Below are 14517 nucleotides of genomic sequence, written 5' to 3'. Positions count from 1 at the left end.
AAAAAGGGGCGTTATGCCCCTTTCTCGTGATGGTTATTTGAGTTTGATACCGGTTGCTGGTCGAAGTTGATAAAACTCAGAGCCAGGGTAATAGCCCGGGCGGTCTTGGCTATTGCCTAACTGACGAATAGCGTTGAAGTAAACGGTGAGATCTTCAAAGGTGCCAGCGAGATTCCATTCTTCATGGTATTCGTCACAGGTGTTGTGGTAACAACCCTGTCCGAGTTGCTCCATTTTTTCTCGGTAATCAGCGGTGGCTTGATCAACCGGCTCACTTCCGCCACCGGCAAACACTGCGGGCACACCGTATTTTGCAAAGCTGAAGTGATCTGAGCGGAAGTAGCCCCCTGATTCGGGATGCGCTTCTGCAGTCGCAGTGCGCTGCATCTCACCTGCGGCTTTTTCCAAGTACAATTCCAATTCCGATTGGCCTTTACCTATGATGGTATAGTCTTTGGTGCGGCCGAAAACGTTGGTGGTATCCATGTTAAACACAGCAACAGTGTCTTGCAGCGGATACAGTGGATGCGCAGCATAGTAGCGTGAACCCAGTAAGCCTTGTTCCTCACCGGTGGTGACTACGATAGTGATGGAACGTTTCAGCGGTTGGCCGGCTTTTTGGGCGGCGACCATTTGTCGTGCCAACGCCAGCAAGCCAGAAACACCGGCAGCGTTGTCCATTGCGCCGTTAAAAATCTGGTCGCCGTCGAGGCTGTCATCTTTACCAATGTGATCCCAATGGCTGGTCAGCAGGATTTGCTCTGCAGCAGCATCGGTCCCTTTGAGGGTGGCGACAACGTTATAGCTGTCGGCATATTCAGCATGATTGTTAAAGTGGATTGCCGCGGTTTGTTCCAGCGGTAGTTGAATCGGCCCATGTACAGCGCGCTCACTGGCTGCCTGCAGATCTAAACCTGAGGCTTTAAAGACCTGTTCCGCAGCGTCTTTGGTCATCCAGCCTTCTACTGCAATGCGATAGTCGGCGCCATTATCAGCTAACTCCTGCATCGGACCTGTCCAGCTGTTTTCGACCACAGACCAAGGATAAGATGCTGGTGCGGTATCGTGAATGATAATGGCGCCCAGCGCTCCTTGACGGCTGGCTTCTTCATATTTGTAGCTCCAACGACCATAGTAGGTCATTGCCTTGCCACCAAATTTGCCTGAGTCTGGTGCGGCAAACCCTGGATCATTAACCAAAATCACCGCTATTTTGCCTTTCATATCAAGGCCTTGATAGTCATTCCAATCGTATTCTGGCGCATTAATGCCGTAACCTACGAATACAAGTGGTGCATTCTCAATGGCGACTTCAGGGACATCATGGCGACTGGTCAGCACCACATCTTTGCGATATTGCAGTGGCAAACCTGCAAGGGTTACCTGCTGATCTTCACTGGGCGTGAAGCTCACCATGGGCACTTTTTGCAGATAGCTTCCATTTGCGGCGGGAGCAAAGCCAATTTGTGCAAATGCATTGCTCAGATAGTCAATCGTCAGCTTTTCGCCGTGAGTGGTGGGGGCTCGCCCTTCAAACTCATCGGATGCAAGTGTTTTAAAATCTTGACGAAACAGTTGTTCGTCAAACTTTGCCTGGTACTGAGTCTCATGGCTTTGCTGTGTGCAGCCGATTAACAGCGCTGCAGAGCAGAGTGGCACGATTAAGCGCATAAACATGTCCTGCTTTTTGTCATTTTTGTTGCGAGGCATGTTAGCAGCAAAATTTCGCACAGATGTAACTAGAATGTTACGTTTTATGTCTGTTTGCCCAAAAAAGAAGCGCCCACGGCTGGGCGTGGGCGCTGCTAAAACCTGCATAAACCTTAGACGATGTCGATTTCGCCAGCACAACGAAACACATGGTTCGGTCGGAATGGTTCACGTTCAATATCTTCAGGTTTGGTCACACCGCTCAGTACCAAAATGGTTTCAAGTCCAGATTGGAAACCTGCCAGAATATCCGTGCGCATGTTGTCGCCAATAATCACGGTATCTTCTGAATGTGCGCCCATATGATTCAAGGCTGAACGTATGATCAGCGAGCTTGGCTTGCCCACGTAAAATGGCTTACGACCAGAAATCACTTCAATCGGTGCGCAAAGTGCGCCACAGCCAGGAGAGTAGTTAGGGCCGTGAGTGTCTGGGTTCGTCCCAATAAACCGGGCGCCGTTGGCCACAAAGCGGGCTGCTTTATGGATCATGTCCCAGTTGAAGGTTTTAGTTTCACCAACGATCACAAAGTCAGGGTTGATATCGGTAATGGTGAAGCCTGCATTATAGAGTTCATGGGTGAGCGCGCCTTCGCCAATCACATAGGCTTTTGCCCCATTTGTGCCCGCTTGCTGCTTTAAAAATGCTGCGGTCGCCATGGCTGAACTATAAAAACATTCTTCAGGGATCATTGGGTAGCCAGCAGAGGCTAAGCGGTTTTGCAGATCTTTACCGGTTTGAGCAGGGTTATTGGTTAACACCACTAATGGGTTTCCCTGATCAAGTACACGAGCAATGAATTTCTCACTGCCAGGAATTAACTTGTTGTCGTGCATTAGCACGCCATCAATATCACAGATAATATTTTTCATGCCCATCTCATCGTTTCAAAATAACTGCTACTATTCAAAGCTAATTATCATACAATTTCAATGGTGATTGCGATAATTTTCTTAAACTATGAAAGCACGCATAAAAAAGGAGTCCGAAGACTCCTATTCATAAAAATTTCACATTGAAATCAATCAGCAGCATAACCTGAGGCTGGCAGTAGCTCACCATCAAGATATGCTTGGCGTTGACGCATAACCAGACGTCCTAGCGCGAACCACTTGACTACCAAAGGGTAGATTGCGTGTTCTTGCTCGTGCACACGGGCGGCTAACAGTGCAGCAGAGTCATCTTCAAACACGGGGACTTTAGCTTGCAGCACAACCGGCCCAGCATCCAATTCAGGAATTACAAAATGGACACTGGCACCATGTTCGCTGTCACCAGCGTCAATTGCCTTTTGGTGTGTATGCAAACCTGTGTGTCGCGGCAACAACGAGGGATGCACGTTCAGCATTTTGCCTGCGTACTTCTCAACCAATTCGTTGGTGAGAATGCGCATGAAACCTGCGAGTACAATGAGATCGGGCTGATAGCTGTCTATCGCGGCGATCAACCGTTGGTCATAGGCTTCGCGAGTCTCGCCGCTAATACTGTTGACACATTGGGTGGCAATACCTGCATCTGTTGCACGTGTTAAGCCGTAAGCGTCCTCTTTATTAGAGATAACGCCAACGACTTGATAATTCGCTTTAGGCTGACTGTGGTCGATAATCGCTTGTAAATTACTGCCATTACCGGAAATCAGCGCCAATACGCGACACAACTGCGGCATTAAATGATCTCCACCGCTTTATCGCCTTCAGCGCGAGCAGCGATTTCACCGATATGCCATGCGTGTTCGCCATGGCTCTTCAGCAGGGCAATAGCGGCATCAACTTGATTAGCCGGCAGAGCAATCACCATACCTACACCACAGTTAAAGGTACGGTACATTTCATATTTTTCGATATTGCCGGCTGACATCAACCAGTCAAATACAACAGGCCACTGCCATGAGTCACCTTTGATGACCGCTTTAGCATTGTCAGGCAATACGCGTGGGATGTTTTCCCAAAAGCCGCCGCCAGTGATATGTGCCAGCGCGTGTACTTCTTGCTTCTCAATCAAATCCAAAACAGATTTAACGTAGATTTTTGTTGGTTCCAGCAGATGTTCAATCAGCGGCTTGCCTGCTAAATCTTGCTGTGGGTCAGCTTGGCTCACTTCTAATACTTTACGGATCAGTGAGTAACCGTTTGAGTGCGGACCAGAAGACGCCAGCGCAATCAGCGCGTCGCCAGCAGCCACTTTGCTACCGTCGATAATGGCTTCTTTTTCTACTACACCAACGCAGAAACCGGCTAAGTCATAATCGGCACCTTCGTACATGCCTGGCATTTCAGCCGTTTCACCGCCGATCAGCGCACAGCCTGATTGGTAACAGCCTTCACCGATACCCGTCACAACCGCTGTTGCTGCTTCAACGTCCAATTTGCCTGTTGCGTAATAGTCGAGGAAAAACAGCGGCTCAGCACCTTGAACAATCAAGTCGTTCACACACATTGCAACTAAGTCTACACCTACGCTGTCATGCTTTTTGAAATCGATGGCTAAACGCAGCTTAGTACCAACACCGTCAGTGCCAGACACCAGAACAGGCTGCTTATATTTGGTTGGCAGCGCACACAGGGCTCCGAAGCCACCCAAATTGCCCATCACTTCTGGACGGTGGGTGCGTTTAACAACAGACTTAATGTTGTCAACCAAGGCGTTGCCCGCATCGATATCGACACCAGCATCTTTGTAGCTCAGTGGGGTAGGAGTACTCACTTGATCCTCTCGGGTACAGGGTTATGAATATTATGCGGGCGTATTCTATCAGTTTGGGCTAGGGGTCGAAAGCGAAACGTGGCGCTTCGCTAACCGGATAGCGCTCACGAATTGACTCATACACGAAACTTTATGTTTTCCAGTTAAGGCAAATCTACTAAACTTTCACAAATTTGCTGGTCGAAGGCGGGCTTTAGAGTTCGTTTACGCCCAAACCCGCGAGATAGTTCAGGAGAGTTACCATGAAAGTTGTTGAGGTTAAACACCCGTTAGTTCGTCACAAAATCGGTTTGATGCGTGAAGGCGATATCAGCACCAAACGTTTTCGTGAACTGGCTTCTGAGGTGGGCAGTCTTTTAACCTACGAAGCAACAGCGGATTTAATGACAGAAAAAGTGACCATTGAAGGTTGGAATGGTCCTGTGGAAGTTGAGCAGATCAAAGGGAAGAAGGTCACCGTCGTTCCTATCCTACGTGCCGGCCTTGGTATGATGGATGGTGTGTTAGAAAATATTCCAAGTGCTCGCATTTCTGTTGTTGGCATGTATCGTGATGAAGAAACGCTTGAGCCGGTGCCTTACTTTGAAAAGTTTGCCAGCGGATTGGAAGAGCGTTTGGCATTGGTGGTTGATCCAATGCTGGCAACCGGTGGTTCAATGATTGCGACCATCGACCTGTTGAAGCAACGTGGTTGTTGCAATATCAAAGCCTTAGTGTTGGTTGCTGCGCCAGAAGGGATTAAAGCGTTAGAAGCCGCTCATCCTGATGTTGAACTGTACTGTGCCTCAGTAGACCGTTGTTTGAATGAACACGGCTATATTCTGCCAGGCCTCGGTGATGCTGGTGACAAGATTTTCGGTACCAAATAAATTTTCAAACGTATTCGAATAAGTGCCGCAGTAGCGTTATGCCAGTCAGCTTAACTGACTGGCATTTTTATTGGCATCCAAAAGCTACCGGTTCGGACGATGCGGTTTGTTGAAACGAGAGATCTCGCTTATGTGACAGACACAAGCGTTGAATTTTGCAGCGATATGCAAGGGTGCTATGCTGCCGCAATGCCGCTTAACACGCCTAACAACCAACCGCTTCATTCCTGCTAAACGGTAAATTGTGCCAGTTCGCCGTCCAGTTCATCACTGCTGTCATTCAACTTATGTACAAAATCTCTGCTTTGGCGCGCGTCAATATTGGATTGTTGTGCCAGTGTCGCAATGGTTTGCACTTTGGATGATATTTCCGCAATCGTCACGGTTTGCTGTTCAGTTGCGGTTGAGATTTGAGTGATCATCATTGATAACTCCGCCATCTGATGCCGAATTTCTGCCAGTGATTTGCCGGCGTCTGCAGATTTGGTCATCCCATCCTGAACTTCACCCACACAGCTTTCCATTAGGGTAAAACATTGATTGGTCTGTTCTTGGATCGCTCTAATCACGTCGGTAATCTCTTTGGTCGATTCTGCTGTACGTTGTGCCAACGTACGGACTTCATCGGCCACTACCGCAAATCCACGGCCTTGATCTCCGGCTCTAGCGGCTTCAATCGCGGCGTTTAATGCCAGCAAATTGGTTTGCTCAGAGATGCCTGCAATCACTGATACAATTTCACCAATTTTACCAGCCTGTGATTTTAAAGAGCCAATTGACTCCGAACTGGCCGTGACTCGCTCGGTGATGGCCCGCATACTGCTAACGGTATCCTCAACACGCTGTTGGCCAATGTTTGCCAGTTGACTGGCTTGCTCCGCACTGTCTGCTGCTCGCACACAACTGGAGGCAATTTCGCTAGAAACTTGGGACATCTGTTCGCTGGCAACGGCGACTTCATCCGCCTGATGTGCGGTTTTTTCTGAGCTGCCATTAATTACGTCAGCGCTGCTACCGGTGCGACTTACCAGCTCGCGAATGGTCAAGCCGTTATGCTTAATTTTTGAAATCATGCTTTGTAGCCGTTCAATAAATTGGTCTACATAGCGAGATAAATCTCCAATTTCATCTTCACGATTAAGCCCTGTACGTTTGGTTAAATCACCATCACCCATAGCAATATTGTGAATACGCTCGGTAATGGCAATTAACGGTGACATAATCATTTTGCGGGTCATGAGCGCAAGAAAGCCCGCCATAATGAGCCCTGCGATAAATACGGCGGTCATTAAGCTGTACACCGAGTTGATTGTCCCTTCACTCAGCTTAACTTGCTCGTCGACCTTGCTATCAGCCGTTCCTTCAACGTGTTCCATCAGCGTTAGCAGCGCATTGGTTGACGCTTGATACTCAATATTGGATTGCATGTAGGTTTTAAACTCTGCAACGACTTGTGCCAATAGTTGTTTAAAATGACTGACTTGCTGATTGAGCGCTTCGGCTTGGGATTTGCCGGGGATTGTAGTCGATGGAATAGCAAAGGAATTTGTCTGCAACATCCCGTCGATCGCCTCATCCATAAAGGTAGCCGCTTGGGATAATTCCGCTTCCGCGGTGCTGGGATCTTCTACTCTGAGCAGTCGCTCAAGCAGATACAATTGCTGTAATAATCCGATGGTTGCTTCCATGCCGCCATCGGCAGCCTGCCATTTTGCGCTTAGACCACTGTTCCAACTGATCATGGTATCCGGATTCTTTTCCAGCGTTTCTACGGCGGCATCGCCTTGCGCTTCAATCTCTTCAAGCAGCGTCACCAAACTTGCGGTCACATTCCTAAATTCATTTCGTGAGCTGGCAAACTGCTGATATTGGGTGATTAAACGGTTTTCGTGCGTATGCCAATCTCTGCGTGCCTCGGTTAACTTTGCCACTATATCGGAGGGCACCAGACCGCTTTTTTCAAGGCGGCCAACCGCGTCAGCGGCTGCTTTTTTGCTCTCTTGATGTGATGCGTTGTCTAATGGCTTGCCTGCTAACATCTTTTCTATCTGAAGAACCTGCTTTTGTATTTCAATGGTGGTTTCCATGGCGCCGTCCGCCGAGTTCCATGCTGGACCGACGACATACTCCAGCGTATTGCTAAGACGATTAATGCCATAATAGCCGACGGCGGCGATCAAGATGATGGTGACTGCCATTAACGCTAAACCCAACGACGCTTTATTTGATAACGTCATGTTTGTACTCCTTAAAAAGCACTTACTTCAATGCGTAATGTTATTACCCACGCATCATCAATATCGGTTACGCCTGACGGGTGTTGAATAAATTGTACGTCTGGCTGCAACATAACCTGATCATGGATCATCACTTGCCAGTACAGTTCCAGTGTGGACTCCCATCCGATAAACTCGCCAGTTTGCTGCCGCATCCGCACCGCCGTAATGCCAACTCCGGCATTTTGATCTTCTCTGCCGAAGAGTTCGGTCAGCCTAATTCCCATGCCTGCATGGAAATCAATCTCGCTGTAGTGGTGGTGGGTGTACCCCAGTTGAATGAAGTGGTCTGCTTGCGTTCCTCCCAACCAACTCAGCTTGCCAACGTCGGTATCGAGTGTGCTATAAACACCGTGACTGCTATTAGCAACGCGCTGTTCGGTATCATCCACCACTGAATTCGTGTCCAACCAGACACCGGTTTTAAGCAGTAAACTTGATGTGATTGCAGTACGTAATTCTGCAATATAAAACTGCTCGTCAAATCGGCTGGAAGAGCCGGATGCATACACACCACCCACCAACTCAAATTGTTCTGAAATGTTAATGCCGCCATGCAGCGTCAGTGCTGGATAAGGGTAGGTGGGAAGGGCTGCAATGGTTGGGCTAAACCCCATTGAAGCATTAATAAAGCCGTCACTTGCAAGGGTGTTAGCAAACTCTTCGTTGGCATCATGTCGACCTACGCGCAAGAACCCCCGCGAAAAACTGACGTAATAATTGAGTTGATATAGCTTGGTAAAATCGGCTTCATCAATATTGGAATAGGCTTGAGCATCGCCAGTCATTGCCGACCCATCATCACCGCGCTGAAGTTGTAGATCGGCAAAAATAAAATGTTGGCCGTGATTGAACTCAAAGCCGCCATCAACCAAAAAGCGTGATGTAAAACCGCGTTCCAGCCCACCGCTAACGACTTGCGAGTTATCGATAACGATCGCCGCAAACGGAACAAAGCCGTTTTCTGTGTCATCGGCAAAACAAACAGAGGTCATTACTGACAATGAAGCTGCATAAAAGGTGCGTAGCAACGGAGTCATAAGTGAAGCTAGTGGGGGCTGAATTTCTAAACTGTAGTCAAGGAGTGATAACCCTGCAAATTGCTCAACTATAGCGTGATTTTTCGGTGACATGAAACCGCGCAAAATCGGTTCAGTTACAGAGATAGCGCACTAACCAGCGTGTAGTGTGCGGATTCCCTTGGCAGTAGGTGCCATCATGGGTAGCGCCTCAATAACAAAGTGACAATGTTGCACGTTTTTTAGCAACATTCTGTTGTGATTTGGCTATTCAGTTCAGCGATAAGCGGCGAAGCGATACAGGTTGAGCTTTGCCGCGCACATATGATTCATCAGCACGCTGCCGCGAGATGAAAAAACTAAGCCTCTAAGAAAAAGCCAGTCAGGGTCACTGACTGGCATAATGAACTCGCACGCTTAACAAGCCGCATAAACTAATAACGGAGTTTACAACACCATGGCGGCAATCCAGCCGAAAATCAGCAACGGAATGTTGTAGTGAATAAAGGTTGGGATCACGCTGTCACGAATATGATCATGCTGACCATCAGCATTCAACCCTGCCGTTGGGCCGAGGGTGGAGTCTGATGCTGGCGAACCTGCATCGCCCAGCGCTGCTGCTGTCCCCACCAATGCCACAACGGCAATTGGCGAAAAGCCAAAATGCAGTGCCAGTGGCACATAGATAGTGGCAATAATTGGTATAGTGGAAAAGGATGAGCCAATTCCCATGGTGATTAATAAGCCCACTAACAACATTAAAAATGCCGCTAAGCCTTTGTTGTCACCAATCAAATCGCCCAGCGTATTGACCAACGTGGCCACTTCACCTGTGGCGTTCACTACCGCCGCGAAGCCACTGGCGGCAATCATAATAAAGCCGATACTGGCCATCATTTTGGTGCCACGGGTAAACACATCGTCTTTATCGACCTGTTTCAGAGCCCCAGAAAAACTAAAAATGATAAAGCCAATAAGCGCACCAAAGATCATTGAATCTGTGCGCAGCTGCACTGCTAATGTCGCCACAATCGCCACTATGGCGATCAGCATATCTTTTTTGCCGACTTTACTGACTTCCGTTGGCGAAAACTCGGTATGTTCGCGATATTCCCGCGGTTTACGATAGCTAATAAACACCGCAATCAGTAAACCTAATATCATCCCCACCGCAGGAATGAGCATGGCACCTGGCACATCGGCGGAGCTAATCGACAAACCATTTTTATTGAGATTCGTCAGCAATATATCATTCAAGAAGATTCCACCGAAGCCGACCGGTAACACCATGTAGGTGGTGACCAAACCAAAGGTTAGGGCACAGGCAACCAAACGGCGATCCATTTTGAGTCGCGTCATTAGCTGCAGCAGCGGCGGGATTAAAATCGGAATAAAGGCGATGTGGATCGGCAAGATATTTTGTGAACTCATCGACATGGCTACCAGCGCGGCCACCAAGGTAAAGCGAACAAGCTTGAGGTTGCTTTGCTGTTGCTCTTTGCCGAGGAGTTTAAGTACCGACGAGGAGATGGCATTGGTCAGCCCTGAATGAGATAGCGCCACGGCAAAGGCACCGAGTAGCGCATAACTCAAGGCAATTTGCGCACCGCCACCAAGTCCATCGTTAAAGGCGGCCACGGTTTGATCGATATCTAAGCCGCCGACTAAACCTGCAACAACAGCGCTGATGGTCAGCGCAATAACCACGTTAATACGGGCGATACTGAGCGCCAGCATAAGGCACACGGCAATGACTACTGCATTCATATTGAATTTTATCGTTATTTTTAAGAAACGACATTGTCTGCAAGCCGGCTAGCGCTGTCTAGCACTAAGTTAACATTCTGTAGCAAAAAAGCGTTGGGAGTGACGATGCTGCAATTGCTCTATTAGCACGCTGGTGATTAATCAATCGTTTGAATATTCAGCTAAAAGAGTGATGTAGATCATAAAATAGGTTGTCTCTATGCAAGCACAGCCTATAATGCTTGAGTAGTTAAAACGGAATCTTTTTATCACTGCTCAATCCATAGATGGAGGAAAGAAAATGGGCGTATTAGTAGGCCGTCCGGCTCCCGATTTTACAGCGGCAGCTGTGCTGGGTTCAGGCGAAATCGTAGACAGCTTTAACCTGGCTACCGCTATTAAAGGTAAACCAGCGGTTGTATTTTTCTACCCACTGGACTTCACCTTTGTATGTCCTTCTGAACTGATCGCCTTTGATCACCGTTTAGAAGAATTCACAAAGCGCGGTGTTGAAGTTATCGGTGTTTCTATCGACTCTCAGTTTACCCATAACGCATGGCGTAACACCCCAGTCGACAAGGGTGGTATTGGCCAAGTGAAATACACTTTGGTGGCTGATACTCGTCACGACATCTGTAAAGCCTACGACGTTGAACATCCAGAAGCGGGTGTTGCGTTCCGTGGTTCATTCCTGATCGACAAAGAAGGCGTAGTACGTCATCAAGTGGTTAACGATCTGCCATTGGGTCGTAACATCGATGAAATGCTGCGTATGATCGACGCACTGCAATTCCACGAAGAGCACGGCGAAGTTTGTCCAGCAGGTTGGAAGAAAGGTGATAAAGGTATGCAAGGTAGCCCAGACGGCGTAGCTTCATACCTGGCTGAAAACGCTGACGACCTGTAATTAGACGTTGCGTTTAAATGAAAAACCGCTCCATTGAGCGGTTTTTTTGTAGCTGCGCTATGTGCGGTGTTACTCAGCTTCTGCCAGATAGAACATCCCTTGTTCAAGCAAGGTAAGCAGCATAGGTTGCAGGCTTGATTGCGTCATTGCGGTTAGCGTGTCGCCACTGAGTTCAGTGTCATCGGCCAATCGCTGTGCATGGTTGTCATCTGCTGCGTCATAGTTAAAAACATTACCGTTAATGAACAGGCGATGTTGGTTATCATTTTCTAAGCGCAATACTTTTAGACCACCGATACGGCGCAGCACTGCACCTTCTTCAATCGCCTCAGCAAGTTCTTCTGCGGTGACGGGCTCACTTTCGCAAATATCTAATTCAAAGCGGTTTTGACTGAGCAACTTACCCAACATGGTTTGATAATGTTGTGGCTCTTCAGCGAGTTGCTTGAGCAGCGCCATCATCTCTTGCTGCTGATTAGCGCTGACAACACCCGCGCCAACCCTGTCTTCCGATGAGGTGAAGCGCTTATGGCCCAAGTTTTCATCAATCAGATAGTCGGCCAACTGCGTTAACAACTCTTGCTGACTTGGTGCTCTAAACCCGATGGAATAAGACAATGCCAAGCTGAGCGTGAACCCTTGATGCGGAAAGCCCGGTGGAATATAGAGCATATCGCCCGGCTCAAGAATCTCGTCGATGATAGGCACGAAGTTCTCAATCAACGGTGAGGTGAGGTTACCGTTACGTTGCTCGTATTGGCCAATATCACCCACTGTCCAACGACGACGACCTTCACCTTGAATGATAAACACATCGTATTGGTCGATGTGCGGGCCAACGCCACCACCTGGGGTGGCAAATGACACCATCAGATCATCAAAGCGCCAGTCAGACAGAAATCTAAATGCTTCAACTAACGGTTGGCTGTCTGGATACCAGTGGTTCACCGCCTGTACCAGTAGCTGCCAATTTTCTTCGCCGTATTGGTCGTAGTCTTCAAATGGACCATTGATGACTTGCCAATCTTTACCTTCATTTTGGGTCACGACGATACGAGAAGAGACTTCTTCTTCGCAAGCAAGCCCAGCGAGTTCGTCTGCCGCAATCGGGTCGGCAAAGTCTTTAAAGGCTTGACGGAACACCATCGGTTTTTTTTGCCAGATGTTGCTCAGAAAATCCTGAATATCGATGTTGAGTTGATACATAACGGTTCCTGCAATGAAAAAGGCGGCCACCAACAGTGACCGCCTCATTATAGAATGTGACGCTTATTTTAAGTCGTCAACAAAGGCTTCTGCGCGGCCGATGTAAGTGGCTGGTGTCAGCTGTTTCAGCTCGGCTTTTACCGCTTCTGGCAGTTCCAGATTGTCGATAAATACCGCGAGTTGCTGGCCATCAATACGCTTACCGCGAGTCAATTCTTTCAGTTTTTCGTATGGCTTTTCGATGCCATAACGACGCATAACGGTTTGCACTGGCTCAGCCAATACTTCCCAGTTGTGGTCCAATTCATCACGCAGGTGCTGTTCGTTCACTTCCAGCTTGCTGATGCCTTTCAATGTCGCTTGATAAGCGATCAGTGAGTGCGCAAAACCAACGCCCAAGTTACGCAATACGGTTGAGTCGGTCAGATCGCGCTGCCAACGAGATACCGGCAGTTTGCTGGCCAGATGTTGCATCAGTGCGTTTGCGATACCCAAGTTACCTTCGGAGTTTTCGAAGTCGATTGGGTTAACTTTGTGCGGCATAGTGGATGAACCGATTTCGCCGGCAATGGTTTTTTGTTTGAAGTGACCCAGCGCGATATAACCCCAGATGTCACGGTCAAAGTCGATCAAAATGGTGTTGAAACGCGCTACGGCATCAAACAGTTCAGCGATGTAGTCGTGTGGCTCAATTTGGGTAGTGTATGGGTTCCAGTTCAAACCAAGGCTGGTCACAAAACGTTGTGACAGCGCGTGCCAGTCAACTTCTGGGTAGGCAGACAAGTGGGCATTGTAGTTACCTACGGCGCCATTGATTTTACCCATGATTTCAACAGCTGCGATTTGCTTGATTTGACGTTCTAAACGCACGGCAACGTTGGCCATCTCTTTACCCAAGGTAGATGGAGACGCTGGTTGGCCGTGAGTACGTGACATCAAAGGCACAGATTTGTAGCTGTGTGCGAGCCCTTTAACGCTATCAAGGATTTTGTTCAGGTAAGGCAGCAATACTTGATCGCGCGCTTCAGTCAGCATCAAGCCGTGCGACAGGTTGTTGATGTCTTCTGAAGTACAAGCAAAGTGAACAAATTCACCGACTGCGCTCAGTTCAGCATTATCAGCAATTTTTTCTTTGATGAAGTATTCAACCGCTTTAACGTCGTGGTTGGTGGTCGCTTCAATGGTTTTCACACGTTGAGCGTCAGCTTCGCTGAAGTTATCGCGAATGCTATCCAGTAATGCCAGCGCTTGTTCGCTGAATGGCGGTACTTCTTCAATTTCTGGGCAGCTTGATAACAGCTTCAACCAGTTGATTTCTACTTGTACGCGATATTTGGTAAGACCGTACTCGCTGAATATCCCCCGAAGCTCGGCGGCTTTACTACCATAGCGCCCGTCAACCGGGGAGATAGCAGTCAGTGCGGAAAGTTCCATTGTAAGCTCCTTGATGAACTTGTTTTTAGTGTAGGGTAAGAAATTGTTTGGCTGTATCGACAATCGCTTTACGCGAAAACACCAGCTGGCGGCGTTTGCCCCCGAGTTGGCGCCACAATACGGCACTGCGCATCGCAGCTAACAGCAAGGCGCGGATTTTATTTTGTACTAATGTTTGTTTCAGCATGTGAGGGTTACCTGAAATCTGGATTTTCGGCCCAAGATTACTGATCACATCACTGTAAATGCTGGCAAAGTTACTGATCATCTGGTCGTCAGTAATTTGAAAATGTTGCAGTTGGCGCTGCAGTTGATTGATGCGCTCGGATAACACGTTTAACGCGCCATTATTGCGGCTTAATTTGCGCTCTAACGACAGCAGACCAACCAAATAGCGGGTAATTTCAACATCTTTTTGATGATTGTCACCGAGTTGATTGATCACCCAACGAAAACCGTTCGCCATTACCTGTTTGTTGGGATAGATATCATCAATGCTGTCAGGCTCGGTCACTAATACGCTCTTTAGCGCTGCGGCTAATTGCGCTTCGTCGGTTTCACCATGACGGGCAATATACTGCACCTGCGCGATAGCCTGCAGGGTCGCCGCCAATGCCATGGTTCTGTTTTCTAGTGTATCCATCCGA

General features: G+C 48.2%; 12 protein-coding genes. 2 read left to right on the top strand and 10 right to left on the bottom strand.

The annotated features are described in order from the left end of the window. Window positions 1-33: 33 nt before the first annotated feature. From JYB87_RS10490 to purM, 4 genes are all read right to left on the bottom strand, one after another. A complete protein-coding gene (locus tag JYB87_RS10490; RefSeq protein WP_207353455.1) occupies window positions 34-1671 on the bottom strand; it encodes a M28 family metallopeptidase in 1638 nt (545 codons plus the stop codon). Between the two features lie 152 nt (window positions 1672-1823). Beyond that, complete coding sequence (locus JYB87_RS10485; RefSeq protein ID WP_324032177.1) at window positions 1824-2582, bottom strand: HAD-IIA family hydrolase; 759 nt, start codon at window positions 2580-2582, stop codon at window positions 1824-1826. Between the two features lie 149 nt (window positions 2583-2731). Beyond that, window positions 2732-3376, bottom strand: coding sequence for a phosphoribosylglycinamide formyltransferase (gene purN, locus JYB87_RS10480; RefSeq protein ID WP_207353453.1), 645 nt, complete (start codon window positions 3374-3376; stop codon window positions 2732-2734). Next, the gene (purM, locus tag JYB87_RS10475) at window positions 3376-4413 is read right to left on the bottom strand and encodes a phosphoribosylformylglycinamidine cyclo-ligase (protein ID WP_207353452.1); all 1038 of its coding nucleotides are present in this window, start codon (window positions 4411-4413) and stop codon (window positions 3376-3378) included. The genes purN and purM overlap by 1 nt, the downstream gene beginning before the upstream one ends. Before the next feature lie 242 nt (window positions 4414-4655). Between purM and upp the strand changes: the two genes are divergently transcribed. Next, complete coding sequence (gene upp / locus JYB87_RS10470) at window positions 4656-5282, top strand: uracil phosphoribosyltransferase (protein WP_207353451.1); 627 nt, start codon at window positions 4656-4658, stop codon at window positions 5280-5282. A gap of 230 nt (window positions 5283-5512) precedes the next feature. Here upp and JYB87_RS10465 read toward each other — a convergent pair whose 3' ends face one another. The 3 genes from JYB87_RS10465 to JYB87_RS10455 form a co-directional block, all read right to left on the bottom strand. Then, window positions 5513-7519 carry a methyl-accepting chemotaxis protein gene (locus tag JYB87_RS10465; protein WP_207353450.1) on the bottom strand — a complete coding sequence of 669 codons (2007 nt, stop codon included), beginning with the start codon at window positions 7517-7519 and terminating at the stop codon, window positions 5513-5515. 11 nt (window positions 7520-7530) lie between these two features. Then, window positions 7531-8598 (bottom strand): carbohydrate porin, encoded by a 1068-nt coding sequence (locus JYB87_RS10460; protein ID WP_207353449.1) that lies wholly within the window; start codon window positions 8596-8598, stop codon window positions 7531-7533. Between the two features lie 426 nt (window positions 8599-9024). Beyond that, on the bottom strand, window positions 9025-10344 hold the full coding sequence (locus JYB87_RS10455; RefSeq protein ID WP_207353448.1) for a Na+/H+ antiporter family protein: 1320 nt from the start codon (window positions 10342-10344) through the stop codon (window positions 9025-9027). Between the two features lie 280 nt (window positions 10345-10624). Here JYB87_RS10455 and JYB87_RS10450 point away from each other — a divergent pair, with 280 nt between their 5' ends. Further along, window positions 10625-11230: a peroxiredoxin gene (locus JYB87_RS10450; protein WP_207353447.1), complete on the top strand. Its 606-nt coding sequence runs from the start codon at window positions 10625-10627 to the stop codon at window positions 11228-11230. Window positions 11231-11299: 69 nt separating this feature from the next. Here the strand turns inward: JYB87_RS10450 and JYB87_RS10445 are convergent, their stop codons facing one another. From JYB87_RS10445 to hflD, 3 genes are all read right to left on the bottom strand, one after another. Next, window positions 11300-12436, bottom strand: a complete 1137-nt coding sequence (locus JYB87_RS10445) for a cupin domain-containing protein (RefSeq protein WP_207353446.1) — start codon at window positions 12434-12436, stop codon at window positions 11300-11302. A 63-nt stretch (window positions 12437-12499) separates the two neighbouring features. Continuing rightward, window positions 12500-13870, bottom strand: coding sequence for an adenylosuccinate lyase (gene purB / locus JYB87_RS10440; protein ID WP_207353445.1), 1371 nt, complete (start codon window positions 13868-13870; stop codon window positions 12500-12502). Window positions 13871-13895: 25 nt separating this feature from the next. Then, window positions 13896-14513 carry a high frequency lysogenization protein HflD gene (gene hflD / locus JYB87_RS10435; RefSeq protein ID WP_207353444.1) on the bottom strand — a complete coding sequence of 206 codons (618 nt, stop codon included), beginning with the start codon at window positions 14511-14513 and terminating at the stop codon, window positions 13896-13898. Window positions 14514-14517: the final 4 nt, after the last annotated feature.

This window comes from Shewanella avicenniae, assembly GCF_017354945.1.
Taxonomy (GTDB): Bacteria; Pseudomonadota; Gammaproteobacteria; order Enterobacterales; family Shewanellaceae; genus Shewanella; species Shewanella avicenniae.
The sequence above is the reverse complement of the archived record's forward strand: the minus strand, read 5'-3'. Positions and strand labels throughout refer to the sequence as shown.

Coding starts and splice junctions, on each gene's coding strand:
- JYB87_RS10490 (WP_207353455.1), bottom strand. CDS start 1,671: ATGCGCTTAATCGTGCCACTCTGCTCTGCAGCGCTGTTAATCGGCTGC.
- JYB87_RS10485 (WP_324032177.1), bottom strand. CDS start 2,582: ATGAAAAATATTATCTGTGATATTGATGGCGTGCTAATGCACGACAAC.
- purN (WP_207353453.1), bottom strand. CDS start 3,376: ATGCCGCAGTTGTGTCGCGTATTGGCGCTGATTTCCGGTAATGGCAGT.
- upp (WP_207353451.1), top strand. CDS start 4,656: ATGAAAGTTGTTGAGGTTAAACACCCGTTAGTTCGTCACAAAATCGGT.
- JYB87_RS10465 (WP_207353450.1), bottom strand. CDS start 7,519: ATGACGTTATCAAATAAAGCGTCGTTGGGTTTAGCGTTAATGGCAGTC.
- JYB87_RS10460 (WP_207353449.1), bottom strand. CDS start 8,598: ATGACTCCGTTGCTACGCACCTTTTATGCAGCTTCATTGTCAGTAATG.
- JYB87_RS10455 (WP_207353448.1), bottom strand. CDS start 10,344: ATGAATGCAGTAGTCATTGCCGTGTGCCTTATGCTGGCGCTCAGTATC.
- JYB87_RS10450 (WP_207353447.1), top strand. CDS start 10,625: ATGGGCGTATTAGTAGGCCGTCCGGCTCCCGATTTTACAGCGGCAGCT.
- JYB87_RS10445 (WP_207353446.1), bottom strand. CDS start 12,436: ATGTATCAACTCAACATCGATATTCAGGATTTTCTGAGCAACATCTGG.
- purB (WP_207353445.1), bottom strand. CDS start 13,870: ATGGAACTTTCCGCACTGACTGCTATCTCCCCGGTTGACGGGCGCTAT.
- hflD (WP_207353444.1), bottom strand. CDS start 14,513: ATGGATACACTAGAAAACAGAACCATGGCATTGGCGGCGACCCTGCAG.